This window comes from Sporosarcina ureae, assembly GCF_002101375.1.
Classification (GTDB): Bacteria; Bacillota; Bacilli; order Bacillales_A; family Planococcaceae; genus Sporosarcina; species Sporosarcina ureae_B.
On the sequence record NZ_CP015207.1, the window covers coordinates 3,044,329 to 3,068,704 of the forward strand.

Annotated in this window: 29 protein-coding genes; all 29 read left to right on the top strand. The window is 39.9% G+C overall.

Translation table 11 applies throughout. From position 1 onward, the window contains the following. Positions 1-2 precede the first annotated feature (2 nt). The 29 genes from fliG to SporoP8_RS15000 all read left to right on the top strand — a co-directional run bounded on the left by fliG (position 3) and on the right by SporoP8_RS15000 (position 24,375). Positions 3-1,016, top strand: a complete 1,014-nt coding sequence (gene fliG, locus SporoP8_RS14860; RefSeq protein WP_085133234.1) for a flagellar motor switch protein FliG — start codon at positions 3-5, stop codon at positions 1,014-1,016. After that, positions 1,009-1,782 carry a FliH/SctL family protein gene (locus SporoP8_RS14865; RefSeq protein ID WP_099628091.1) on the top strand — a complete coding sequence of 258 codons (774 nt, stop codon included), beginning with the start codon at positions 1,009-1,011 and terminating at the stop codon, positions 1,780-1,782. The genes fliG and SporoP8_RS14865 overlap by 8 nt, the downstream gene beginning before the upstream one ends. Before the next feature lie 2 nt (positions 1,783-1,784). Then, entirely contained in the window at positions 1,785-3,119 is a 1,335-nt protein-coding gene (gene fliI, locus SporoP8_RS14870) for a flagellar protein export ATPase FliI (protein ID WP_085133680.1), read from the top strand. Then, positions 3,116-3,568: a flagellar export protein FliJ gene (fliJ, locus tag SporoP8_RS14875; protein WP_085133236.1), complete on the top strand. Its 453-nt coding sequence runs from the start codon at positions 3,116-3,118 to the stop codon at positions 3,566-3,568. Before fliI ends, fliJ begins: the two co-directional genes overlap by 4 nt. 1 nt (position 3,569) lies before the next feature. Beyond that, on the top strand, positions 3,570-4,181 hold the full coding sequence (locus SporoP8_RS14880) for a MotE family protein (RefSeq protein ID WP_085133237.1): 612 nt from the start codon (positions 3,570-3,572) through the stop codon (positions 4,179-4,181). Positions 4,182-4,209: 28 nt separating this feature from the next. Then, positions 4,210-5,616 carry a flagellar hook-length control protein FliK gene (locus tag SporoP8_RS14885; RefSeq protein ID WP_198166030.1) on the top strand — a complete coding sequence of 469 codons (1,407 nt, stop codon included), beginning with the start codon at positions 4,210-4,212 and terminating at the stop codon, positions 5,614-5,616. Positions 5,617-5,619: 3 nt separating this feature from the next. Beyond that, positions 5,620-6,309 (top strand): flagellar hook assembly protein FlgD, encoded by a 690-nt coding sequence (gene flgD, locus SporoP8_RS14890; RefSeq protein ID WP_232319167.1) that lies wholly within the window; start codon positions 5,620-5,622, stop codon positions 6,307-6,309. A gap of 17 nt (positions 6,310-6,326) precedes the next feature. Beyond that, positions 6,327-6,698: a TIGR02530 family flagellar biosynthesis protein gene (locus tag SporoP8_RS14895; RefSeq protein WP_085133239.1), complete on the top strand. Its 372-nt coding sequence runs from the start codon at positions 6,327-6,329 to the stop codon at positions 6,696-6,698. A gap of 85 nt (positions 6,699-6,783) precedes the next feature. Next, positions 6,784-7,566, top strand: a complete 783-nt coding sequence (flgG, locus tag SporoP8_RS14900) for a flagellar basal body rod protein FlgG (protein ID WP_085133240.1) — start codon at positions 6,784-6,786, stop codon at positions 7,564-7,566. 54 nt (positions 7,567-7,620) lie between these two features. After that, positions 7,621-7,845, top strand: coding sequence for a flagellar FlbD family protein (locus SporoP8_RS14905; RefSeq protein ID WP_085133241.1), 225 nt, complete (start codon positions 7,621-7,623; stop codon positions 7,843-7,845). Then, entirely contained in the window at positions 7,835-8,266 is a 432-nt protein-coding gene (gene fliL, locus SporoP8_RS14910; RefSeq protein WP_085133242.1) for a flagellar basal body-associated protein FliL, read from the top strand. Before SporoP8_RS14905 ends, fliL begins: the two co-directional genes overlap by 11 nt. 48 nt (positions 8,267-8,314) lie before the next feature. Beyond that, on the top strand, positions 8,315-9,316 hold the full coding sequence (fliM, locus tag SporoP8_RS14915; RefSeq protein WP_085133243.1) for a flagellar motor switch protein FliM: 1,002 nt from the start codon (positions 8,315-8,317) through the stop codon (positions 9,314-9,316). Further along, a complete protein-coding gene (gene fliY, locus SporoP8_RS14920; RefSeq protein WP_085133684.1) occupies positions 9,309-10,487 on the top strand; it encodes a flagellar motor switch phosphatase FliY in 1,179 nt (392 codons plus the stop codon). Before fliM ends, fliY begins: the two co-directional genes overlap by 8 nt. Before the next feature lie 22 nt (positions 10,488-10,509). Further along, positions 10,510-10,872 (top strand): response regulator, encoded by a 363-nt coding sequence (locus tag SporoP8_RS14925; RefSeq protein WP_085133244.1) that lies wholly within the window; start codon positions 10,510-10,512, stop codon positions 10,870-10,872. Positions 10,873-10,881: 9 nt separating this feature from the next. Beyond that, positions 10,882-11,547, top strand: a complete 666-nt coding sequence (locus SporoP8_RS14930; protein WP_085133245.1) for a flagellar biosynthetic protein FliO — start codon at positions 10,882-10,884, stop codon at positions 11,545-11,547. Next, positions 11,540-12,205: a flagellar type III secretion system pore protein FliP gene (gene fliP, locus SporoP8_RS14935; RefSeq protein ID WP_083035438.1), complete on the top strand. Its 666-nt coding sequence runs from the start codon at positions 11,540-11,542 to the stop codon at positions 12,203-12,205. The genes SporoP8_RS14930 and fliP overlap by 8 nt, the downstream gene beginning before the upstream one ends. 12 nt (positions 12,206-12,217) lie before the next feature. Further along, on the top strand, positions 12,218-12,487 hold the full coding sequence (gene fliQ, locus SporoP8_RS14940; RefSeq protein ID WP_085133246.1) for a flagellar biosynthesis protein FliQ: 270 nt from the start codon (positions 12,218-12,220) through the stop codon (positions 12,485-12,487). A 4-nt stretch (positions 12,488-12,491) separates the two neighbouring features. Further along, entirely contained in the window at positions 12,492-13,268 is a 777-nt protein-coding gene (gene fliR, locus SporoP8_RS14945) for a flagellar biosynthetic protein FliR (protein ID WP_085133247.1), read from the top strand. Continuing rightward, positions 13,261-14,352, top strand: coding sequence for a flagellar biosynthesis protein FlhB (gene flhB, locus SporoP8_RS14950; RefSeq protein WP_085133686.1), 1,092 nt, complete (start codon positions 13,261-13,263; stop codon positions 14,350-14,352). Before fliR ends, flhB begins: the two co-directional genes overlap by 8 nt. A 24-nt stretch (positions 14,353-14,376) precedes the next feature. Next, positions 14,377-16,407, top strand: coding sequence for a flagellar biosynthesis protein FlhA (flhA, locus tag SporoP8_RS14955; protein WP_085133248.1), 2,031 nt, complete (start codon positions 14,377-14,379; stop codon positions 16,405-16,407). Continuing rightward, entirely contained in the window at positions 16,407-17,519 is a 1,113-nt protein-coding gene (gene flhF / locus SporoP8_RS14960; RefSeq protein WP_085133249.1) for a flagellar biosynthesis GTPase FlhF, read from the top strand. The genes flhA and flhF overlap by 1 nt, the downstream gene beginning before the upstream one ends. Further along, positions 17,512-18,378, top strand: coding sequence for a MinD/ParA family protein (locus tag SporoP8_RS14965; RefSeq protein ID WP_085133250.1), 867 nt, complete (start codon positions 17,512-17,514; stop codon positions 18,376-18,378). The genes flhF and SporoP8_RS14965 overlap by 8 nt, the downstream gene beginning before the upstream one ends. Before the next feature lie 52 nt (positions 18,379-18,430). After that, positions 18,431-19,510, top strand: coding sequence for a protein-glutamate methylesterase/protein-glutamine glutaminase (locus SporoP8_RS14970; RefSeq protein ID WP_420066746.1), 1,080 nt, complete (start codon positions 18,431-18,433; stop codon positions 19,508-19,510). Positions 19,511-19,525: 15 nt separating this feature from the next. Then, positions 19,526-21,595 carry a chemotaxis protein CheA gene (locus tag SporoP8_RS14975; protein WP_085133252.1) on the top strand — a complete coding sequence of 690 codons (2,070 nt, stop codon included), beginning with the start codon at positions 19,526-19,528 and terminating at the stop codon, positions 21,593-21,595. 13 nt (positions 21,596-21,608) lie between these two features. After that, entirely contained in the window at positions 21,609-22,076 is a 468-nt protein-coding gene (locus SporoP8_RS14980) for a chemotaxis protein CheW (protein ID WP_085133253.1), read from the top strand. Continuing rightward, positions 22,066-22,698 (top strand): chemotaxis protein CheC, encoded by a 633-nt coding sequence (locus SporoP8_RS14985; RefSeq protein WP_085133254.1) that lies wholly within the window; start codon positions 22,066-22,068, stop codon positions 22,696-22,698. Before SporoP8_RS14980 ends, SporoP8_RS14985 begins: the two co-directional genes overlap by 11 nt. Next, positions 22,699-23,193 (top strand): chemotaxis protein CheD, encoded by a 495-nt coding sequence (locus SporoP8_RS14990; protein ID WP_085133255.1) that lies wholly within the window; start codon positions 22,699-22,701, stop codon positions 23,191-23,193. A gap of 115 nt (positions 23,194-23,308) precedes the next feature. Then, on the top strand, positions 23,309-24,085 hold the full coding sequence (locus tag SporoP8_RS14995) for a FliA/WhiG family RNA polymerase sigma factor (protein WP_085133256.1): 777 nt from the start codon (positions 23,309-23,311) through the stop codon (positions 24,083-24,085). Then, entirely contained in the window at positions 24,082-24,375 is a 294-nt protein-coding gene (locus SporoP8_RS15000; RefSeq protein WP_085133257.1) for a hypothetical protein, read from the top strand. The genes SporoP8_RS14995 and SporoP8_RS15000 overlap by 4 nt, the downstream gene beginning before the upstream one ends. Position 24,376 lies beyond the last annotated feature (1 nt).

A 24,376-nucleotide genomic window follows, 5' to 3' on the forward strand; every position in this document is an offset into this window, starting at 1 on the left:
AGTTGGTTAAGAAAGATAAAGACATGTCTGGAAAACAAAAAGCTGCTCTTTTGCTTATCTCATTGGGGCCTGAGGTTTCGGCTTCAGTTTATAAGCATTTGAATGAAGAAGAGATTGAGCAACTGACGTTGGAGATTTCGGGTGTGAAAAAAGTAGAATCCTCTGTAAAAGAAGAGATTATTGAAGAATTTCATAACATCGCTCTTGCACAGGATTATATTTCTCAGGGGGGGATTGGCTATGCCAAGACAGTACTTGAAAAAGCACTCGGAAAAGAACATGCCCAAGCAATCATTAACCGTCTGACATCTTCACTCCAAGTGCGACCGTTTGATTTTGCGAGACGCGCGGAACCATCACAAATACTAAACTTTATCCAAAATGAACATCCGCAGACAATTGCATTGATTTTATCTTATTTGGAAGCCGAGCAGGCAGGATTAATCTTGTCGCAGCTTCCGCAAGAAATGCAAGCGGATATAGCCAAACGTATAGCTACAATGGAATCAACTTCTCCTGAAGTAATCAGTGAGATAGAAGCAGTTCTTGAACGAAAATTATCATCTACTGTAACTCAAGACTTCACCGAAACAGGTGGAGTAGACGCAGTCGTTGAAGTGTTAAACGGCGTAGATCGTTCAACGGAGAAAACGATTCTCGATGCTCTTGAAATACAAGATCCTGAGCTGGCCGAAGAAATACGCAAGAGAATGTTTGTTTTCGAAGATATTATTACGTTGGATAACCGTTCAATTCAACGTGTTATCCGTGACTGTGAAAATGAAGATTTAATATTAGCGATGAAAGTATCTAGTGAAGAAGTGAAAGATATACTATTCAAGAACATGTCACAACGTATGGCAGAATCTTTCAAAGAAGAAATGGATGTAATGGGTCCCGTGCGACTTCGTGACGTGGAAGAGGCGCAGTCTCGAATCGTAGGAATCATCCGCAGACTCGAAGATGCAGGAGAAATCATCATAGCGCGTGGTGGAGGAGATGACATCATTGTCTAATCTGTTTCGTTCTGAGCGAACTGTTATGAATCAAAGTCCTACGAAAGCAATATCAATACGCAATTTGCAATCGATGGAACCTGCCGAAGTAGTGGAAGAGCCAGTAAGTACAGGCATGATGTTCATGGAACGCAACCGCTTATTACAGGAAATGGAACAACGGAAAAGCATTGTGGATACCGAAATCAAACAGCGATTGGAACAAGCGGCAGCGGATATCGAATCGATGTATGCCGCTTGGGCAAATGAAAAAGAAGAACTGCAACAACGAGCATATGACGAAGGGTTTCAAGTCGGATTCGATGATGGACGCAATAAAGCAATAGCGGAGATGCGTGAAATGGTAGAGGCAGCGAACGAAACTACTACATTAGCATACGAGAATGCAACGCAATATTTACTCAATCAAGAACGAGTAATTTTGAATATCGGGATGCATTCGGCGGAACGAATCATTGATAAAGTGATAGAAGAGGACGATGAGACCTATTTATCAATCGTGCGTAAAGGGATTAAAGAAGCACAAGAAAGCGAAGAGATAAAATTATTCGTACCGACTGAACAGTTTAATATGGTAACGACACATCGCACTGAACTTGCTTCAATCTTTCCACCCGAAACACCATTCCTTATTTTTGTCAATGAAGATTTCAATGCAACAGATTGTTTTATCGAAACGAACCATGGTCGAATCGTAGTGAGTGTAGATGAGCAACTGAATGAACTGAAAGAGCAATTGGTGAAAATCATGGAAGATGGTGTGTGAATTTGAAAAGAGTCGAAGATTTGATTCCGATCATTCCAAATATCAACACCTTGAAAAAATATGGTCGGGTAATACGAGTTGTGGGATTACTAATAGAATCTAAAGGTCCAGAATCGTCAATCGGAGACGTATGTTTCATTCATTTGAACGTTCCTGAAGGGGGACGTTCTCTAATACAAGCAGAAGTTGTAGGATTTAGGGCAGAAATCGTCATGCTGATGCCTTACACGGATATACGCAATATTTCAAGTGGCTGTCTAGTCGAAACGCTAGGTAAGCCTCTTGAAGTAAAGGTAGGGATGAATCTACTAGGGAAAGTCCTCGATTCTTTAGGGAAGCCTATTGATTCAAGCCCGTTACCTAAAGGCTTGGCAACTGTTCGTACAGAAAACAGTCCACCAAACGTTTTGACACGTCCTACTATTAATGACAAGTTAGCTGTAGGAGTGAAAGCCATTGACGGTATGCTGACTGTAGGTAGTGGTCAACGTGTAGGGATTTTCGCAGGTTCCGGTGTCGGCAAAAGTACTTTGCTAGGTATGATTGCACGCAATACGGAAGCGGATATTAACGTGATCGCTCTCATAGGCGAACGTGGTCGTGAAGTCCGTGAGTTTATCGACAGAGACCTCGGGCCGGAGGGTTTAAAGAAAACAATTGTAGTCGCGGCGACTTCTGATCAGCCCGCTCTTATGCGAATTAAAGGTGCCATGACAGCAACAGCTATTGCAGAGTACTTTCGAGATAAAGGCTTGAACGTCATGTTGATGATGGACTCCGTCACACGTGTAGCCATGGCACAGCGTGAGATTGGTCTTGCGGTAGGTGAACCGCCTGCAACACGGGGATATACTCCCTCCGTTTTCGCTATTTTACCTAAACTTTTGGAACGTAGTGGAACGAATGAAAAGGGGGCTATCACCGCATTCTATACAGTGCTGGTTGACGGCGATGATATGAATGAGCCGATAGCGGATGCCGTACGAGGCATTCTTGACGGTCATATAGTCTTAGACCGTACGCTTGCCAATAAAGGTCAGTATCCTGCGATCAATATTTTGAAAAGTGTCAGTCGTCTAATGAACCATATTGCAGATCCTGACCATTTGACAGCAGCTGCGAAATTACGTGAACTGTATTATGCCTACGATAAATCTGAGGACTTAATTAATATTGGTGCATATAAAAAAGGGACGTCACGAGAAATCGATGAAGCGATTGAGTATGAGCCAATCATTACCGACTTTCTGAAACAGAAATTTAATGAGAATATTCAATTGGAAGATACGGTAAATGAAATGATTGCGTTAGCTTCTGGAGGAGGAGAACGTAGATGACTTCTTTCCGTTATCGTTTTGATAAAGTACTGAATTTACGTGAACAAGAACGTGATGAAACAGAAATGGCATATAAAGAGGCGATTGAAGAGTTTGAAAAAATCGCAACCCAACTGTATGACCAGATGAAAAAGAAAGAAAATGTCTTGGAAGAACAGCAACAACGAATGACTACAGGTTTTTCCATTGATGATTTACACAGTTATTCTCGATTCATTAACACACTTGACTTAACCATTGATCATATTCAGCAAGAAGTGATGAAATCCCGATCGAAAATGAATTGGTATGAATCCCAATTGCTGGAGAAAAATATCGAAGTGAAGAAGTTTGAGAAAATGAAAGAGATTGGGAAAGAACAATATAATGCTGAAATGGAACACGTAGAGACAAATCGAATAGACGAACTATCAACGATGAAGTTTCGTTCAAGAGAAGACGGGTGGTAAAGTGGCTAATTTGAAAAAGAAAAAAGGGGCGGGAGAATCAGCTGATAGGCAAAGCAAAAAGTCGATTGGTTTTTTCCAAATATTGCTTGCATGGATCATCATACCTCTTATGTTCACAATGGCTGTCGTTTTAATCATAGCTAAAGTAGCTGATGTAAACGTCTTCGATCAGGCGAAAGAGTGGACATCAAAAGTTCCATTCCTTGAACAAAAAGCACCTGATGAAAAGGTCGAGGGAGATCTAATATTGGAAGAACGGGTCATTTCTCTTCAAGCAGAGATTCAAGAAAAAGAAGCGCAATTATTTGAAGTCCAAGATGAACTTACGAAAGTAAAAGATTCGAATGAAACGCTAGAAATAGAGAAAGAAAAGTTGAATGAAGAAATCGAGAAATTAAAACTTGCGCAAAGTGAATCTAAGCGTGATTTCAAAGAAATAGTAACGACTTATGAGCAAATGTCGGCCAAATCCTCAGCTCCTGTCATTACAAAAATGGGAGATGCGGAAGCTGTCCAAATATTGTCTAGCCTAAAGCCTGCTACTTTAGCAGCTATTCTAGAGAAAATGTCTCCTGAAGATGCGGCTAAATATACTTCTATGCTTACAAAGTAGTATAATAGTATTTAAGGGAGGTGAAAAAGTGAGTTTAGGACTAGTTATGAAGGTAGGTTCTTCAGGCACTCCTTTTAATTTATCTGCTTCTACAGCAAATATTGAAGGCGAGAGATTCGGTAGTGTGTTTCAGAGTCTCATGTCCACTACATCTATATCTACTAAACAACAGATAATAAATGGTGATCAAAAGTTAACTAAATTATTAGGTGATGTTCTCAACGTCGAATCATTGAAAATGCTAGAAGGAATTCTTGATGAGTTGAAGCAGTCTGATAAGTCGCCCGTTGTAGCACAGTTATTGAAAGAGACAGGATTGCGTCAAAAAAATTCTATAAATGAAGCAGATGTTAAAAATGATCTATCTGAAATAAGGGGAGAAGATCAGCTTCAGAATGCCACCCTAAAGTTTACTGGAAATACAGAATGGAGTTTGTCAGATCTACCGAATCTTCATACGTTTCTGGATCTGCAACAATTAGCCACTCTTATTAGTGGAAATCCTGATAAACTAATAGAAACTATTACAAACGTACTAGAAGATGCGGGTATGAGCAAGGTACAACTAGATCAGATGGCAGCAACAGGAGACATATGGTTCATGCTCGATGTATTACAGCAATTACCTACTGAAAAGGTGCAAGCGGCGATGGGGCAATTATCGCCAAAGGCAGCTGTAGAATGGATAGCATTGCTTAAAGCAATTGAACTGGCCGCACCTAAGCTGGATTTGTTTACAAAGCAAGTGGATCTCGTGAAAACGATTCAGCCGATTTTATCGCAATTCGCAAATCAGTTAGAATCGAAGGCCATACAGCCTGAAGTGAAACCTACTGTGCAAATTCCACTGCCTTTGCAGCATGTCATTCGAATTTCGACAGAACAAACTAGCGCAGACACGGAGCAACAACATCAACAGTCCAAGCCAAGTGAAACAGTGGCGCCATTATCTGCTGTCACTCCTACTGAATCTAGGCCAGTATTCCAAGTGAACGCTACAGAGAAAGTACCGGAAAGCCGAAGCGAGGCATTGATGAGAGAATTCCAAGCCGTTTTAAACCGTGCAAACTTTGGCCAGACAAATGGAATGAATCGTATTTCAATCAAACTGTACCCGGAACATCTTGGACAAATTCGTATTGAATTATTGGAAGTAAACGGTGTAATGACTGCGAGAATCTTGGCATCTACTGCGATGGCACGTGAAATGCTCGATAGCCAGATGCATCAGTTGCGTCAAGCTTTCAATCAACAAAATTTGCAAGTAGACCGAATTGACCTATCACAAACCTTGCAAGATCCAGCGAAAAGTGATCGAGAACAGGCGTTCAATAAGCAGAATCAACAACAAAAAGAACAGACTACCGAACAAAATAATAATCCAGATGAACAAGAACAAACATTCCAAGAATTCATGATTGAACTGGAGGCGTAAAAATTGCCAGAAGGCATAAATTCATCAACGATACAAAATGAGATTACAGATTCGATGTATTTAGTCAATAAGCAGCGTGATCAGCGGAAAACTGGACCCGATACAATGGGGAAAGACGCATTCATGAAAATTTTGATTGCACAAATGGCTAATCAAGATCCAACCAATCCTATGAAAGACACAGAATTCATCGCACAGATGGCTCAATTTTCTTCATTGGAACAAACGATGAATTTAGCTAACGCATTTGAGAAGTTCGCTGCTTCACAAAATCAAAGTCAGTTAATCCAATACAATAGTTTTGTAGGCAAAGAAATACGCTGGCATGAAGTTTCTGATAAAAATGATGAAACGGGCAAGCCGATTATTAATGAAGGTACTGGCGTCATACAGTCTATCAAGTATATAAATGGTTCAGTAATCTTTACAATGGTGGATGGCAAGGAACTTTCACCTGGAAATATCTCGGAAGTAATGGGAAATGGATCGGGTTCAAGCTCTGGAGCAGTCGGTCAACCGAACAGCCTAGTACAAGCCAGTATGTTAATTGGTAAGACAGTAGGCTATATGGAAGGCGAAGAAGAACGTACAGGGAAAGTCGTATCGGTTACGAATAAAGAAGGTAGCCTGCATTATGTGTTGCAAGACGGCACGAAAATTGAAGGAAGTCAATTTACTACTATTAGTGAATAATTGAATGGGGCGATGTTATGAACAAGATCGATATCCATCGCATTCCATCACCACCACCCATACGTCAAGGACAAATACAAGCACAGTCAAAGCAGTCATTTCTCGAACATTTACAGCAAGCGACACGGCCTGAAAAACTAAAAATTAGTAAACATGCTAATGATCGGCTGCAAGAACGAGGCATTCAAATGACCGATGCAGAATGGGCGCACATCTCAGAGAAAGTAGACGAGGCGAAGAGGAAGGGCATTCGCGAATCACTCGTGTTGACTGATCAAGTCGCACTCATTGTCAGTGCAAAGAATTCAACCGTCATCACCGCGATGAACCGCATGGAAGCGAAGGACCAACTATTTACAAATATTGATGGCACGATACTACTCAGCTAAATACGGCAGGACCTTAACAGGATGCCAACCGCACCGCCGACTGAATGACGCGGTGCACTCTAAAAACCGAGAGGGGAAACTATTTATGATTCGCTCAATGTACTCAGGAATTTCTGGACTAAAAAATTTCCAAACTAAGTTGGATGTAATTGGTAACAACATTGCCAACGTGAATACGTATGGCTTTAAGAAGGGACGTACGGTTTTTAAAGATTTGTATTCTCAGACTGTGGCGGGGGCAACTGGACCTGGAGGTAATAGAGGTGGTGTGAATCCAAAACAAGTGGGGTTAGGTTCACAACTAGCTGCTATTGATACCATCCATAGTCCAGGGTCAACTCAATTTACCGGTAATACTTTAGATTTAGCAATTGAAGGTGATGGATTTTTCTTAGTAGGAAATGGTACTGAGAAATTCTATACGAGGGCAGGAAACTTTTACTTAGATCAAGACGGAGCGATTGTTGATGGAGATGGTCGATTCTTAAGCGGAACAGCCATTAACATACCTGAAGATGCTACAAGTTTATCAATTGGTCAGAATGGACAAGTGTCATATGTTGTAGCTGGATCTTTAACAGAGGGTCCTGTTATTGAGTTATTTAAATTCAATAACCCAGGCGGATTAGAAAAAGTTGGTGGGAACTTATTTAGAGAATCTCCGAACTCAGGCGTTCCTCTTGCTGGTGAACCTGGAGGAGCAGATGGCCACGGTGTTATCAAATCGGGCTCTCTTGAAATGTCCAACGTAGACCTTTCCGAAGAATTCACAGATATGATTGTTGCACAACGTGGTTTCCAAGCCAACACACGGATTATCACAACTTCAGACGAAATCTTACAAGAACTAGTAAACTTGAAACGATAACATAGTATAGTTTGAGAAGGAGGGTCGGGCCGGCCTTGGCCTGGCCCCTTACATATGATTAAAGTGACGAGATTGAATCGAACGACTTTTACGTTAAACGCATTGTACATAGAGAGAGTCGAGTCGTTTCCAGATACGACAATCACGTTGACGACTGGGTCAAAATATGTCGTTCTTGATTCAGCTGACGAAGTAAATAACCGAATCATTGAATTTTATCAAGCGGTCCAGCTGCTATCCAATCCGCATATCCGGGGGGATGAAGAAGATGAAGAATAAATTATTGACGATTTCATTGATTATTTTAGTGAGTATTACGTTGATTGGTGTCGTGGCGGTCGTATTGATATTGAATTTCAATAAAGATAGCGACGGAGAAGAAAAAGCACCGTCAATTGATGAAATTATTGAATCGTCTGTGGATATGGAAGAAATTACGACAAACTTGTCTGGACGTAATTTCGTCCGTATATCGCTGAAAATCCAGACAGACAGTAAAAAGGCAGCAGAAGAATTAACGAAACGGGATTTCCAAGTAAAGAACCTAGCTATTCAAGAACTGTCTGAAATGACCGCGAAAGACCTTGAAGGAAAAGCGGGAAAACAGCAATTTGAAGATAATATAAAAGCAAAGTTAAACGAGCTGATGCAAGATGGTGAAATACAGAAGGTGTATATTGTCTCATATATCATCCAGTGACGGCAGGAATGATCTACAAGAGATGTATGCGCAATGGGAGGTGGGTCTATGTCGGGAGATGTACTGTCCCAAAATGAAATAGATGCGCTGCTGTCTGCTTTATCGACGGGTGAAATGTCAGCAGAAGAAATGAAGAAAGAAGAAGAAACAAGAAAAGTACGTGTCTATGACTTTAAGCGTGCACTTCGTTTCTCCAAAGACCAGATTCGGAGTTTGACTAGGATCCATGAAAACTTCGCTAGACTATTGACTACGTATTTCTCTGCGCAACTCCGTACGTATGTGCAAATTAATGTGATGTCGGTAGATCAGATTCCGTTTGAAGAATTTATCAGCTCGATACCCAATATGACATTGATTAATATATTCGATGTATCTCCGCTTGAAGGGAATATTTTAATGGAGGTCAATCCAAATGTTGCCTATTCAATGTTGGAACGATTGATGGGTGGTTTTGGGGCGAGTTCAGGAAAAACGGACAATATGACAGAAATTGAAACGAAGATCTTGACGAATTTATTTGAACGTTCGTTTGATAGCTTACGTGAAGCTTGGTCTGGGTTAATTGATATTGATCCTTATCTAACAGAGATGGAAGTCAATCCCCAATTTCTTCAAATGATTTCACCGAACGAAACCGTGGTCGTTATTTCATTTAATATTATGATTGGTGAATCTAGCGGTATGATCAACATGTGCATCCCGCATATAGTATTGGAACCAATTATTCCAAATCTCTCTGTGCAGTACTGGATGCAGACGAATAAAAAAGAACCCACTGCTGAGCAAAGTGTGGAATTGGAAAGACGTATTAAAAATGCAACGCTCCCTATAGTTGCTGATCTCGGAAAGGGACAGATATCTATCGAGGATTTCCTGCACCTGCAGCTTGGTGATGTGATTTCATTGGATACAAGCATTGAAGAACCTTTAACGATACGAATAGGGGAAAAGCCTAAATTCACAGCACAGCCAGGAAAATTACGTAATCGAATGGCTGTTCAAATACTGGAAATATTGAATACGGGAGAGGATGACGATGATGAGTGATAATATTCTCTCACAGGAAGAGATTGAAGCGTTGTTACGGGGTGAAACGTTAGAACCTGCCCAAGCGGACGAACGTGAATCGGAAACTATCGATATTAAGGATTACTTGACCGAAATGGAGCAAGATGCATTAGGTGAAATTGGTAATATCTCATTTGGTAGTTCCGCTACAGCACTTTCAGCTTTACTGGGACAAAAGGTAGAAATCACAACACCACAGCTGGCGCTAATCCAACGTGATAATTTGGAAGACGATTTCGTTCATCCGTATGTAGCGATTAAGGTCGAATATACAGAAGGGTTAAGCGGTGTCAACCTATTGGTGATCAAACAAAGTGATGCGGCGATCATTGCGGATTTAATGCTTGGAGGAGACGGCATGACTCCAAATCAAGAATTAAGTGAAATTCATTTGAGTGCAGTACAAGAAGCGATGAATCAAATGATGGGATCTTCCGCAACTTCAATGTCTACCATTTTTAATAAAAAAGTAGATATTTCACCACCCACTATTGATTTGATGAATATTCAAATAGATCAGGGAACCGAAAATATTCCTGCGCATAATTTATTGATTCGTGTGTCCTTCAATTTGAAAGTTGGTGAGTTGATCGATTCTGATATTATGCAATTGTTCCCACTGGAGTTCGGTAAAAAACTAGTTTCATCACTAATGGGGGAAGAGGAAGCGGCTACCGTGATGGAAGCACCACCTAGTCCGCAAGCATCCCAATATTCGGAACCAGAACCGGCATATAAACCAGAGCCTACGTCAATGCAACAACAGCAACCTGCATCCCAAGCACCACCAATTCAACAAACAGCAGCACCACGTCAGACTCAAGCTCCAGTGCATGTCCAGCAAGCAGAATTTGCAAGTTTCCAAGCACCTTCTTTAAATAAGGAAGAATCAAATAATTTAAATTTGCTACTTGATATACCGCTTCAAGTAACAGTAGAATTAGGACGTACGAAGCGTTCTGTTAAAGAAATTCTAGAAATGTCAGGTGGTTCAATTATTGAACTGGATAAATTGGCAGGGGAGCCAGTCGATATATTAGTCAATAATCGCTATATTGCAAAAGGAGAAGTAGTAGTCATTGACGAAAACTTCGGAGTTCGCATTACGGACATTTTAAGTCAAATGGATCGATTAAATAATTTACGATAGAAGATACTTGGAGGGAATATGAATGGGAAAACGAATTTTGGTAGTAGACGACGCGGCATTTATGCGTATGATGATCAAGGATATTTTAACGAAGAATAATTATGAAGTAGTAGGTGAGGCAGCAGACGGTGCTCAAGCTATCGAAAAATATAATGAATTGAAGCCAGACTTGGTTACAATGGATATCACGATGCCTGAAATGGATGGTATTGCGGCATTAAAAGCAATTAAAAGTACGCATCCATCTGCAACAATCATCATGTGTTCTGCAATGGGGCAACAAGCAATGGTAATCGATGCAATCCAAGCTGGAGCAAAAGACTTTATCGTTAAACCATTTCAGGCGGACCGTGTGATTGAAGCGATTGACAAAGCGTTGAGCTAAGAGAAACATATGAATGTGAAATCAGTCATCCATTGTTTAATACTATTCATTTTGTGCTTTACTATTCCACCATTTGCACATGCAGAAACCGATCCTAACGTCAGCGTATCAGACTGTATTGGAAAAGATAAAGATTGCGAAGAGAAAGTCCCAGTTGTAGAAAACGATAAAAAATTAGTGATAAATGATGAATTGGACGAGCCTAAAGGGCCCACAGCAAAAGATTACATTCGCACTCTTTTTGCTTTTGTATTTGTAATTGGTTTGCTCGTGTGGTTACTGCGCTTCATGAATAAACGCAATAGAAATTTCGACTCGAATCGACTTATGACGAATATGGGCGGCGTTCCGTTAGGTCAAAATAAATCTATTCAACTAGTAAAAATGGGTAATCATTATTTTGTGGTCGGTGTTGGAGAAAATGTACAGTTGCTAAAGGAAATAGAAGATCCAGATGAAATTGCTGAATTACTTGCACGTTATGACCAAAGCGATGAAGTCCAGAAGGGACTATTTTCAAAACTATATACTCGGTTTTACTCGAAAACAGAACAAACTCCTTCTGAAGAAGCTACATTTAGTCAATTATTTTCAACTAAAATGAACGAAATCAAATCTGATCGAAAAGAGCAATTAAGACGTTTAAATCGGAAGGAGAGCGACCGCGATGGTTGATTTTCTGGGCACATTTTCAGATAGTGATCCCACCAATGTCTCTACTTCCATTAAGATGTTGCTATTACTCACGGTATTGTCACTTGCACCAGCCATTTTAATCTTGATGACTTCGTTTGCTAGGATTATTATAGTCCTGTCATTTGTTCGGACGGCGCTTGCTACACAGCAAATGCCTCCTAACCAAGTGTTAGTTGGATTAGCATTATTTCTAACGTTCTTCATCATGTCACCTGTGTTATCTCAAGTGAATGAAGAAGCATTAACACCTTTGTTTGATGAGGAAATCAGTTTGGACGAAGCATACGAACGGGCCAGTGTGCCATTCAAAGAATTCATGAGTCAACATACAAGGCAGAAAGATTTAGAATTATTCATGCGCTATAACCAGATGGAGCGACCGGATACTATTGAAGATATTCCGCTAACTATGATGGTACCAGCCTTTGCCCTCAGTGAAATTAAGACAGCATTTCAAATGGGCTTTATGATTTTCATTCCCTTTCTCGTTATCGATATGATCGTAGCCAGTGTGCTTATGTCTATGGGTATGATGATGCTTCCACCCGTAATGATTTCATTACCATTCAAGATATTATTATTTGTTTTAGTTGACGGTTGGTATCTCATTATCCAGTCATTGCTACAGAGCTTTTAGGGAGGAATTTGAATGACGAGTGAATTTGTAATATCCATCGCAGAACGGTCCGTTTGGGTTATTCTTCTTGCTTCAGGACCTCTCTTAATCGTAGCGTTAATGACGGGGCTTGCCGTGAGTATTTTTCAGGCAACTACACAAATTCAAGAACAAACATTGGCATTCGTACCGAAAATCGTAGCGGTTTTGGTTGCTATCATATTTTTTGGACCTTGGATGTTATCATATGTCACCGGCTATGCTAGCGAAATATTTTCCAATCTCTCCAGGTATGTTGGGTGATTAAATGAATGAACTTATTCCGTCGTTACCCGCATTTTTACTTATCCTAACTCGTGTTACTTCTTTCTTTGTAACACTACCATTGTTTTCTTACAAGACCATTCCAGCTACACAACGGTTACTATTTGGGGCACTATTAGCCTGGATGATGTCTTACTCTATCACAATGCCTGAACTGGAGATCGATGGACAATACATATTACTTGTACTGAAAGAAGCGGTAGTCGGCTTATCAATCGGCATTGCCGCTTTTATTATTATGTCGGCTATTCAAGTAGCTGGTGGATTTATTGACTTTCAGATGGGATTTGCCATTGCGAATGTCATTGATCCGCAAACGGGCGCACAGTCCCCATTGCTTGGACAATTTCTTAATTCACTTGCGATGCTATTGCTACTAGTAGTGAATGGTCATCATTTGCTTTTAGATGGGATATTTTACAGTTATGAGTTTGTCCCCATCACAGCTATGTGGCCACCTTTTGGTAGTCCTAACATGGCAGAATTTATTGTTTTAACATTTGCAAAATCCTTTGCGATTGCGTTTCAAATGGCAATTCCAGTCGTAGCTACATTATTCCTTGTAGATTTGGCACTCGGTATAACCGCACGTGCTGTGCCACAGCTGAATATTTTTGTAGTTGGGTTCCCAATTAAAATTGGTGTCAGTTTCTTAGTGATCGTGACGATGTCTAGTGTCTTCATAATCGTAATGAAGAAAATGTTTGAAATTATGATTGTGACGATGAGGAATCTGATGATACTGCTTGGAGGTGGCTAACTTGTTACTAAGGCTAGATTTACAATTTTTTGCCGGTGAGAAGACGGAAAAGGCTACCCCGAAAAAGCGGGAAGACTCCAGGAAGAAAGGACAAGTATTAAAAAGTCAAGACGTGACGGCTGCGATTGTACTTTTCTCTATTTTTACATTCATGTACTTTTCCGCAGGTTTTATGCGTGATAATTTCTTTGTGTTTTTCCGAGAATCTTTTACACACTTTATCCCGATTAAATTGCTAGATGAAGAACAAGTCATGTTAGTATACATAAGCGTTATAAAACAAATGGCAATCATTTTATTGCCGATTATGTTAATTGCAGTTATTGCAAGTATTGCAGCGAACATGTTGCAATTTGGTCTTTTATTTACTGCAGAGACATTGAAGTTTGATTTAAAGAAAATAGATCCAATTAAAGGATTAAAGCGGATTTTTTCGATTCGTGCAATTGTAGAGTTATTGAAATCTATATTAAAAATTTCTTTTATTGGAACAGTCACCACCCTTATTGTATGGAGTAATCTGGGACAAGTACTCGACTTGGCATTTAAAACACCGCAAATAACTCTAGTCACTGTAGCAAAATTAGTCGGAATGATGGGGATTATTGCCTCATTAGTATTGTTACTTATTTCCATATTGGATTTTCTTTACCAAAAATTCGACTATGAAAAAAATCTTAAAATGTCTAAACAAGATATTAAAGATGAAAGTAAAAATATGGACGGAGACCCGCTCATCAAATCCCGTATTAGACAGCGTCAGCGTGAAATGGCCATGCGTCGTATGATGCAGGAGATCCCTGAAGCTGACGTAGTGATCACCAATCCTACTCACTTTGCCATCGCGCTGAAGTATGATGAAGATCAGATGGATTCACCAATCGTCGTTGGGAAAGGTGCGGATTTTGTCGCACAAAAAATTAAAATGATTGCGGCGGAGCACGATATTGTGATGGTAGAAAATCGACCTCTTGCACGTGCTATGTATGACGAGGTAGAGATTGGAGATCGAATACCTGAGCAATTCTTTAAGGCGATCGCAGAAATTCTAGCCTATGTATATCGTATTCAAAAGAAAATATAAGTTAAAGAAGAAAGTAGGGATGGCATGCAGTTTAAAGATATAGGAGTACTCGCAGCGGTTATTATGATCATTGCGATGCTTGTCATCCCATTACCACCTTGGTTATTAAGTTTCTTGATTATTATCAATATTACCCTTGGGTTAATGGTTTTACTAACTGCGATGAATATGCAGGAAGCACTACAATTCTCTATCTTTCCATCGTTATTATTATTACTCACATTATTCCGTTTAGGTCTTAACGTTTCTACAACACGTGCGATTCTTTCGGAAGGTAATGCAGGTGGAGTAGTTGATACATTTGGTACATTCGTTACGGGTGGAAATATTATTGTGGGACTCGTAGTTTTTGTTATTTTAATCATCATTCAGTTTATTGTTATAACGAAAGGTTCGGAGCGTGTATCCGAAGTTGCTGCACGTTTTACTCTTGATGCCATGCCGGGTAAGCAAATGAGTATTGATGCCGATTTAAACGCAGGAATGATTTCAGATATAGAAGCCCGCACCCGTCGTGAAAAAGTGAGTAACGAAGCGGATTTCTATGGTGCGATGGACGGTGCAACAAAATTTGTAAAAGGGGATGCCATTGCCGGAATCATCATCGTTATGATCAACTTAATGGTCGGTATGATTATTGGTGTTGTGCAAATGGGATTGCCGTTTGCGGAAGCAGCAGTTCAATTCTCTACACTTACTGTCGGGGATGGTATTGTTTCACAAATACCGGCGCTGTTGATTTCTACGGCAACAGGCATTGTAGTCACACGTGCTGCATCAGAAGGAAACTTAGGGACGGACATTACGAATCAATTATTAGGACAACCCAAATTGCTTTACGTAGCAGCCATTACAATTTTTTTACTGGGTCTTGCTACACCGATTAATGACATCTTAACTATTCCCATTGCAGGTGCACTGGCAATGAGTGCATTTATGATGTCACGTAAAGAAGATGAAGATCCAGACGAATTATTAGAGATGGAAGAAAATGTAGAGACTGAAGGGTTAAAACGTCCTGAAAATGTCGTTGACCTTTTGAATGTCGATCCGATTGAATTTGAATTCGGTTATGGTCTCATTCCACTTGTAGATGCCACTCAAGGTGGCGATTTGCTGGATCGAGTCGTTATGATACGTCGTCAGTTAGCCATAGAACTTGGACTTGTTATTCCAGTTGTTCGTATCCGAGATAATATACAATTACAACCAAACGAATACCGAATTAAAATAAAAGGGAATGAAATGGCCAGGGGAGAACTATTGTTAGATCATTATCTAGCTATGAGTCCTGGCGGCGAAGATTTAATAGAGGGAATTGATACCGTAGAGCCTTCGTTTGGATTGCCAGCGAAATGGGTTACTGAAGAAGCGAAAGAAGAAGCAGAAATCATGGGTTACACAGTCGTGGATCCGCCAAGTGTGGTATCTACGCATTTGACTGAAGTTATTCGTGCCAATGCATCCGACTTACTTGGACGTCAGGAAACCAAGCAACTAGTAGATCATGTACATGAGACATATCCGATTTTGGTTGATGAACTAACACCGACTCCGTTATCAATTGGTGAGATTCAAAAAGTACTTGCTAAATTATTGAACGAACAAGTTTCCGTTCGTAATTTACCGATCATTTTTGAGACACTGGCAGATTATTCAAAGTACACGTCTGATGTGGATGTACTAACAGAATACGCGAGACAATCACTGGCACGTCAGATCACTGGGCAATTTGTTGTAGGTAATGGAGCGTTAAAAGTATTAACAGTCTCTGGAAAAGTAGAGAAACTCATTGCCGATAGTATTCAACAGACTGAACAAGGGAACTTTCTTTCAATTGACCCATCACAATCTCAAATGATTTTGGAGCGGATTGCGCAAGAAGTCGAACGGGTAGCTATGCTGGACCAATCTCCTGTCATTTTATGTTCACCTGCCATTCGCATGTATTTACGTCAAATTACGGAACGGTATTTCCCACAGATACCTATACTGTCTTATAATGAATTGGAAGCATCAGTGGAAGTTCAAAGTGTAGGGGTGGTGGATATTTAATGAAACTGAAAAAGTATACAGCATCTACTATGGTTGAAGCAATGGCGAAAGTCCGTGAAGATTTTGGAGACGACGCGGTCATCCTTAGTTCAAACGTCACGAAAACAAATGGCTTTCTTGGTCTATTTCGCAAACGTTCGGTAGAAGTAGTTGCAAGCTATGATAAAACGAATATAGAACGTCCATATGAATCACAAGTTCGTTCTGTACAACCGGTGGTGGAACCAGAGTCAGTTGAACATATGCAACGAGAAATGCGAGAAATCAAGCAACTGCTAAAAGATATACAGCAAGTAGATCATTCATTTGAAAAATTCCCTGATGAACTATTACCAATACTGAATATGTTACAGCTGCAAGGTCTGGAAGGTAAATATATAACGGAAATTGGCAATCTAGTTTTCAATCGAATGAAGCAAGACAAAATCGATTTTACTAAAGAACAGCAAATGGAATTGATTAGAACATGGTTTAGCGATCGTCTTTACGACATACCTTTTGGTGGCATCACTTATCAGAAAAAGTTTATTAATGTTCTAGGGCCGACCGGTGTGGGTAAAACCACGACCATTGCAAAAATTGCCGCACGTGCCTTGTTGGAAGAAAAAAAGAAAGTTGGTTTCATAACGACCGATACGTATCGAATTGCGGCAATTGAACAATTGCGCACATACGCTAATTTACTTCAGGCGCCAGTTGAGATTGCCTATAATGAAGAAGACTTCCGTACCGCAATTGAAAAGTTAAAAGATCTTGATCTCATATTTATTGATACAGCGGGCCGAAATTATAAAGAAGCAAAATTTGTCAATGATTTATCGAAACTCATTGACTTTTCATTAGATATGGAAACGTTTCTTGTATTATCTACCACATCAAAGGAACAAGATATGGATACCATCATTAGACAATTTACTAATTTCCCAATTGAGAAATTCATATTTACTAAGACAGATGAAACCGATTCTGTTGGATCTATTATTAATTTAATACTGAAATATGATATAGGTGTATCCTATTATACAGATGGACAAGAAGTTCCTGAGGATTTGACAGAAGCCAGTTTGGAAAAGATGGTGGACCTTCTATTAGCAGGTGATTCACGTGCATGACCAGGCGGAAGCACTAAGATTAAAAATGATGAAAAGTCAAAGACAAGTAGCTCGCTCAATTGCCGTCGTTAGTGGAAAAGGCGGGGTAGGCAAGTCGAACTTCACTGCTAATTTCTCTTGCGGACTAGTAGCTAAAGGACAAAAAGTATTAATTGTGGACATGGATATTGGGATGGGGAATATTCATATATTATTTGGAGCCACACCAACATTTCATCTAAAAGATTATCTATCCGATAAGCAACAATTAAAGGACATTGTGACCCCGATTGAAGACAATCTTTCATTTATAGCAGGTGGTTCTGGACTGGAAAATGTAGTTGAGTGGTCAGGAGAAATGTTTGACCGATTGATTGAAGCATTCTCTATTTTACAGATGCAATATGATGTCATTTTATTCGATATGGGTGCAGGAGCGACAAAGAGTTCAATTGATTTAATTTTGGCGATGGATGAAATTATTTTAATTGCGACACCGGAGCCTACTTCTATTACGGATGCGTATTCGATGATTAAGTTCATAAGTCGACAAGATGCGAACAAATCTATTCATATAGTGAGTAACCGTGTTCTGAAAGAACAAGACGGGCGTGATTCGGTCGCACGTCTTCAGTTGGCTATGCGAAAGTTTTTATTCATAGAAACTAGTATTTTAGGATTCTTGCCGGATGATATTCATGTACGTAATGCAGTAATTGCTCAGGTCCCTTTCGTCAAATTATATCCCAATGCAAAAGTGAGCAAGCGCATGCTGGCGATAACTGATACATTTTTACATAGCAACAAACCAAGCATTTCTATTGAAACCTCTGGATTCATAGATAAAATCAAAGGTGTTTTTCTAAAGGGGCGTGTGTAATTTGATTACAGCAAAGAAAAAACGCATTCTTGTTGTAGATGATTCAGCTTTTATGCGCAAGTTAATTTCTGATATGTTGAATAAACACCCCATGATGGAAGTCATCGGCATCGCTAGAAATGGCAAAGATGCAGTGGAAAAAGTTCGCGATCTTCGACCAGACGTCCTTACAATGGATATTGAAATGCCTGTGATGAATGGACTGGAAGCTTTAAAGTTCATTATGGATCAAATGCCAATCCCTGTAGTGATATTATCAAGTACAACAAAACATAATACAGAAAATGCAGTTTTAGCGATAGAATACGGTGCTGTTGACGTGATTGCTAAACCTGGTGGTGCTATTTCGTTAAATCTTCATGAAATCGAAAAAGAAATTGTGGAGAAAGTATTTGCTGCTTCAAACGTAGTAATTCAAACACTGACGCGTCAAATAACATCCACAAAAAAACTTCATACACCCACGACAAGCAGACAAAATACTGCGAATGAAAATAGTAGCACTTCTACATTTCCAATAAAAACAGTAAGCAAGCCTAAAAAAAATACACTTATTGCTAAACAGTTTGTTATAATAGGTACATCGACAGGAGGACCAAGGGCCTTGCAGGAAGTGATTACAAGGTTTCCAGCGGACTTCCCACACCCAATTCTAATTGTCCAGCATATGCCACCTGGCTTCACTAAATCATTGGCCGAACGATTGAATGGTCTGAGTGAGATCGCTGTTAAAGAAGCTAAACATGATGAACCGATCGAAAATGGGACAGCCTATATTGCACCAGGCGGCTTTCATCTGAAGTTTGTGAAATCAAAAACAGGCTACAAGATCGTATTGGACGGAGATGAAGCACCGCGTTCTGGTCATCGTCCGGCAGTAAATGTGTTATTAGAATCAGCAGCGACACGTAAAGAACTGGAATATATAACGGCTATTATGACAGGAATGGGTTATGACGGTAAAGAAGGTATGGAACTATTACGTGCTTCATGTAAAACGATTACTATAGCGGAATCTAAAAAAACGTCCGTTGTATATGGCATGCCCAAAGCTATAATTGATGCGGGTCTCAGTGATGAGATTAAAGATGTGCAACAGATCGCCGATGCGATAATAGGAAATTTGAAGTAACTAGGGGGCTTTACAATGGATGTAAGTCAGTATTTGGATATGTTCATAGAAGAAAGTAAAGAACACTTGCAAGCTTGCAGTGAACAGTTGCTAGCGTTAGAGAATAATCCGGATGATCTAGCAATTGTCAATGAAGTCTTTAGAGCTGCACATACGCTTAAAGGAATGTCAGCGACAATGGGGTATGAGGATATTGCAGATTTAACACATAAGATGGAGAACGTTCTTGATGCAATTCGAAACTCAAAAATCAGCGTTTCAACAGAGATTCTAGATGTGGTATTTGAAGCAGTGGACGATCTTGAACTAATGGTACAAGACATTGAATCAGGTGGGGATGGAAAAAAAGATGTCAGTAAGTTAGTAGACACTCTCAATCGCATTGAAGCGGGACAACCAGTAGATTTAACAACTGAGCCTGTTGCGACAACAGAGGAAGCTTCTATTGAAGTCGTCACTTCGACAGGAATTCCTTACGATGAGTTTGAGTTGACGGTAATTTCTCAATCTGCTGAGCAAGGCTTTAATGCACTAGAGATCACTGTTACATTACGTGATGATTGCTTGTTGAAAGTGGCTCGCGTATTCATGACTTTTGAAATTTTGGAAAAGTCAGGAGAAGTCATAAAAACAGTTCCTACAGTAGAACAATTAGAAAATGAAGATTTTGATCAGAAATTTACGATTGTTCTATTGACTCAAGAAGATGCTGAAGATTTAAAGGCAAAAGTACTGAAAGTTTCTGAAATAGAAGACGTACATATTACACACATCACTGATGAATACGTGCAGAAATATAAGCAAGCTTCATTGAATAATTGTGACGCAGACTCGAAAGTGATTGAAACAACAATCGTGCCCGTTGCTATAGCTACGACAACTACAGAAGCGCCTAAGGAAACTATAAAAACCAAAAAGGCTACCTCTTCCAATTCCAATAAAACCATTCGAGTTAATATAGATCGACTTGATATATTAATGAATTTATTTGAAGAACTGGTTATTGATCGTGGACGCCTTCAATCGATTGCCAGTGAATTGCACAATCCCGAATTGAATGAATCCGTAGAAAGAATGACTCGGGTATCAGGTGACTTGCAAAACATCATTTTGAATATGCGAATGGTACCTGTAGAAACAGTCTTCAATAGATTCCCCAAAATGGTTCGACAATTGGCTCGAGACCTTAATAAGAAAGTCGATTTGGAAATTGTCGGCGCTGAAACAGAGCTGGATCGTACTGTAATCGACGAAATAGGAGATCCTCTCGTTCATTTGATTAGAAATGCTTTAGATCACGGTATTGAAATGCCGGAAGAGCGAATCGCGAATGGCAAGCCAGAAATTGGCACGGTAACATTGCGTGCCTATCATTCGGGCAACCATGTATTTATCGAGCTTGAAGATGATGGAGCGGGTGTAAACCGTCAACGCGTTGTCGGTAAAGCGATTGAACGAGGAATTGTCAGTCCGGAAGCCGCCGATTCATTGACAAATAAACAAGTAGCAGAATTGATATTAGCTTCAGGGTTTTCCACTGCAGCTTCCATTACGGATGTATCAGGTCGCGGCGTTGGGTTGGACGTTGTAAAAAACACTATTGAATCTCTTGGCGGACATATTTCGATTGATTCCACTGAAGGAAAAGGATCGTTATTCCAGGTGCAGTTGCCTCTTACTCTTTCTATCATTTCTGTAATGTTAGTAGAGTTGGATGAAGAAATTTATGCGATCCCGTTGTCTTCCATAATTGAAACTGCCATTATTCAAAAGTCAGATATTTTAAATGCTCATAACCAGCCTGTCATCGATTTCCGTGGAACTATTGTACCGCTGGTGGACCTAAAAGATATATTTGAAATGAAGAATAGAAGTAATGAAGAAGAGGAGTTCCAATCTATCGTGATCGTTCGTAAAGGTGATAGTTTAGCTGGATTAGTCGTAGATTCATTTATTGGCCAACAAGAAATTGTTTTGAAATCACTTGGCGAATACTTGCAGAGTGTCTTTGCGATATCGGGTGCTACGATTCTCGGAAATGGTCAAGTGGCATTAATTGTTGACTGTAATGCATTGATTAAATAATCGGGGTGATGATATGACAAAAGTAACGGAAGTAAGCGAAATGAAAGTGATTGTCTTCCAATTAATGAACAAGGAATATGCGATTGGTCTAGACGTAGTAGAATCTATTGAAAAATCGCTATCGATTACACGTGTTCCTCGTATGCCTTCTTATGTTAAAGGAGTGTTAAATTTACGTGGTGTTGTGACACCAGTAGTGGACTTGCGTGAACGTTTTGATATGGAGTATAAAGAGTTCGATGAGACAAGCTGTATTATTATCGTTTCGCATGCAGGTGCAGAAGTTGGATTAATTGTAGACGATGCGAATGACGTAATGGATGTTCCGACAAGCGCAATAGGCCCTCAACCAGAAGTAGTGGGATCTGTAGAATCCGAATTCATTTCGGGAGTGGCAAAGGTAGGTAAACGATTATTAGTCATGTTAAATTTGGAAAAAGTATTGCAACCGATAAAGAAGGGGAATACGGATGAATTCTAAAAATGACATCACCGAGATGCATCTAGATGTCTTAAAGGAAATAGGGAATATTGGGGCAGCACATGCGGCAACTTCATTATCTCAGCTGTTAGGTCAGAAAATTGACATGCGGGTACCCAAAGTTGAACTCGTTACATTTGATGAAATGTTTGATTTAGCAGGTGGTACTGAAAAAGTGGTGGCGGGTATTTTTTTACGTATAGAAGGTGATTTGACTGGCACAATGTTTTTCGTACTGACTATTGAATCTGCTACACAATTTATTCGCAAATTGACAGGGGACATAGCATTCACTTTTACTGATGTAGAAGGTTTGGGAATGGGTGCTTCTGCGCTTCAGGAATTGGGGAATATATTGTCAGGTTCCTATTTGTCTGCGCTTTCTGATTTTACTTCATTAAATATCTATCCAACTGTACCTTCATTAAGTATTGATATGGTAGGTGCAATTGTTAGCTTCGGCCTGATCGAAGTATCTCAGTACAGTGATGAAGTAATCGTCATCGAGACGGAAATATTACAAGAAGGGGAACAAGGTGTGTCAAGTTTGGCGGGGCATTTCTTTTTGTTACCCGATCCACCGTCTTATCGAACGATATTCAGTTCGTTGGGTGTCTTATAGATGGCAAGCGTTCAAACAGTAGTGCGTGTAGGGATTGCAGATATGAATATCGCAAAATCCCCCCATACGATTCGGACATCAGGACTGGGTTCGTGTGTTGGTGTAGTACTGTATGATTCTTCGAAAAAAATAGCAGGTATGGTGCATGTAATGTTACCTGATAGCGAGTTGGGTAAATCGACAAAACTAAATGTGGCAAAATTCGCGGATACGGGCATTTATGCTATGTTGGAACTTTTGAAATCAGAAGGAGTCAGACCTTTTAGTATCAAAGCGAAAATTGCCGGTGGAGCACAAATGTTTCAATTTGGTTCAAATGATACCATTCGTATCGGTCCACGAAATGTAGAGGCTGTAAAAAAAGAATTGAAAAGATATTCGATTCCGATTGTTGCAGAAGATACAGGAGGATCGAGCGGACGTACAATTGAATTTGATCCTGATACGAGTATCCTCTACGTTCGTACAGTCAATGCTGGAACGCAGGAAATTTAACAGTACAAACGAAGGCGGCTAATGCATTAGTCGCCTTTATCTATTGTGATTTGTTATACTTATACATAAGAAATAAAATCGGTAAAAGGAACCTGACGGGAAAGGCGTGAATTCGATGACAAATCAAGATGTAACTGAACGGCATCAGTGGAAGTTATGGATCGAAAACCGTGATCCTGATGCAGGTGATACGCTAGTACGAATGTATACACCTCTTGTGAATTATCACGTTCAACGAATCAGTGCTGGACTGCCGAAAAATGTTTCACGTGATGATATCAAATCTCTTGGTTACCAAGGGCTTTTCGACGCGTTAACAAAATTTGACCCTTCGCGTGATTTTAAATTTGACACATACGCCTCATTCCGGATTCGGGGTACAATCATAGACGGTTTAAGAAAAGAAGATTGGTTGTCACGTTCTTCAAGAGAAAAAACTAAGAAAATGGATGAAGAAATTAGTAAGCTCGAACAGTCTTACTTGCGAACGGTGACTCCCGAAGAAGTAGCGGATCATTTAGGCATTACAACAGATCAAGTCTATCAAACCGTGCATGAACAATATTTTGCTAATGTTTTGTCCATCGATGAAAAAATGAACGATGAAGAGGATCACGATCAAACCTTCATATTGCAAGATGATCAAACGAAAACGCCTGAACAACAAGCAGTCAAAGGCGAATTGATTGAAGACTTGATAACGAAAATTAAAGAACTAAATGAAAATGAACAATTGGTACTTAGTTTGTTCTATCAAGAAGACATGACGCTAACAGAAATCGGAGAAATTTTAAGCTTATCTACATCTAGAATCTCACAAATACATTCAAAAGCATTATTTAAGTTACGGTCGCTGTTGGCGGCAGAAATTACCGACGGAGGGATTTTATGAGTTTGAAAGCTATTGAACTTCAAATTGCTATCCCGAAAACATTTGAGGCAGGTAAAATAGCGGAGCAAAAGCAGCAACAGGCTCAACTTGCTCAAGACAGTGCCAATATGCAAACAGAAAAACAAGCGTTAAAAAGCAAGGAAACCGTTTTGAAGTCCTCTCCATATGCAAAACTGGATGGAGATGATCAGCAGCCGAGTGAAGAGTCACAGCAACAAGAAAAAAAAGAGAAAGAACAACAGCAAGCCAAGCATCCGTTTAAAGGTTCGTTCGTTGATTACAGTGGATAAT

Excerpts from the sequence above, each read along its gene's own strand:
- fliJ (WP_085133236.1), top strand. The coding sequence starts at position 3,116 with ATGACTTCTTTCCGTTATCGTTTTGATAAAGTACTGAATTTACGTGAA.
- SporoP8_RS14895 (WP_085133239.1), top strand. The coding sequence starts at position 6,327 with ATGAACAAGATCGATATCCATCGCATTCCATCACCACCACCCATACGT.
- flgG (WP_085133240.1), top strand. The coding sequence starts at position 6,784 with ATGATTCGCTCAATGTACTCAGGAATTTCTGGACTAAAAAATTTCCAA.
- SporoP8_RS14905 (WP_085133241.1), top strand. The coding sequence starts at position 7,621 with ATGATTAAAGTGACGAGATTGAATCGAACGACTTTTACGTTAAACGCA.
- fliL (WP_085133242.1), top strand. The coding sequence starts at position 7,835 with ATGAAGAATAAATTATTGACGATTTCATTGATTATTTTAGTGAGTATT.
- fliM (WP_085133243.1), top strand. The coding sequence starts at position 8,315 with ATGTCGGGAGATGTACTGTCCCAAAATGAAATAGATGCGCTGCTGTCT.
- fliY (WP_085133684.1), top strand. The coding sequence starts at position 9,309 with ATGAGTGATAATATTCTCTCACAGGAAGAGATTGAAGCGTTGTTACGG.
- SporoP8_RS14925 (WP_085133244.1), top strand. The coding sequence starts at position 10,510 with ATGGGAAAACGAATTTTGGTAGTAGACGACGCGGCATTTATGCGTATG.
- SporoP8_RS14930 (WP_085133245.1), top strand. The coding sequence starts at position 10,882 with ATGAATGTGAAATCAGTCATCCATTGTTTAATACTATTCATTTTGTGC.
- fliP (WP_083035438.1), top strand. The coding sequence starts at position 11,540 with ATGGTTGATTTTCTGGGCACATTTTCAGATAGTGATCCCACCAATGTC.
- fliQ (WP_085133246.1), top strand. The coding sequence starts at position 12,218 with ATGACGAGTGAATTTGTAATATCCATCGCAGAACGGTCCGTTTGGGTT.
- fliR (WP_085133247.1), top strand. The coding sequence starts at position 12,492 with ATGAATGAACTTATTCCGTCGTTACCCGCATTTTTACTTATCCTAACT.
- flhA (WP_085133248.1), top strand. The coding sequence starts at position 14,377 with ATGCAGTTTAAAGATATAGGAGTACTCGCAGCGGTTATTATGATCATT.
- flhF (WP_085133249.1), top strand. The coding sequence starts at position 16,407 with ATGAAACTGAAAAAGTATACAGCATCTACTATGGTTGAAGCAATGGCG.
- SporoP8_RS14970 (WP_420066746.1), top strand. The coding sequence starts at position 18,431 with ATGCGCAAGTTAATTTCTGATATGTTGAATAAACACCCCATGATGGAA.
- SporoP8_RS14975 (WP_085133252.1), top strand. The coding sequence starts at position 19,526 with ATGGATGTAAGTCAGTATTTGGATATGTTCATAGAAGAAAGTAAAGAA.
- SporoP8_RS14980 (WP_085133253.1), top strand. The coding sequence starts at position 21,609 with ATGACAAAAGTAACGGAAGTAAGCGAAATGAAAGTGATTGTCTTCCAA.
- SporoP8_RS14985 (WP_085133254.1), top strand. The coding sequence starts at position 22,066 with ATGAATTCTAAAAATGACATCACCGAGATGCATCTAGATGTCTTAAAG.
- SporoP8_RS14990 (WP_085133255.1), top strand. The coding sequence starts at position 22,699 with ATGGCAAGCGTTCAAACAGTAGTGCGTGTAGGGATTGCAGATATGAAT.
- SporoP8_RS14995 (WP_085133256.1), top strand. The coding sequence starts at position 23,309 with ATGACAAATCAAGATGTAACTGAACGGCATCAGTGGAAGTTATGGATC.
- SporoP8_RS15000 (WP_085133257.1), top strand. The coding sequence starts at position 24,082 with ATGAGTTTGAAAGCTATTGAACTTCAAATTGCTATCCCGAAAACATTT.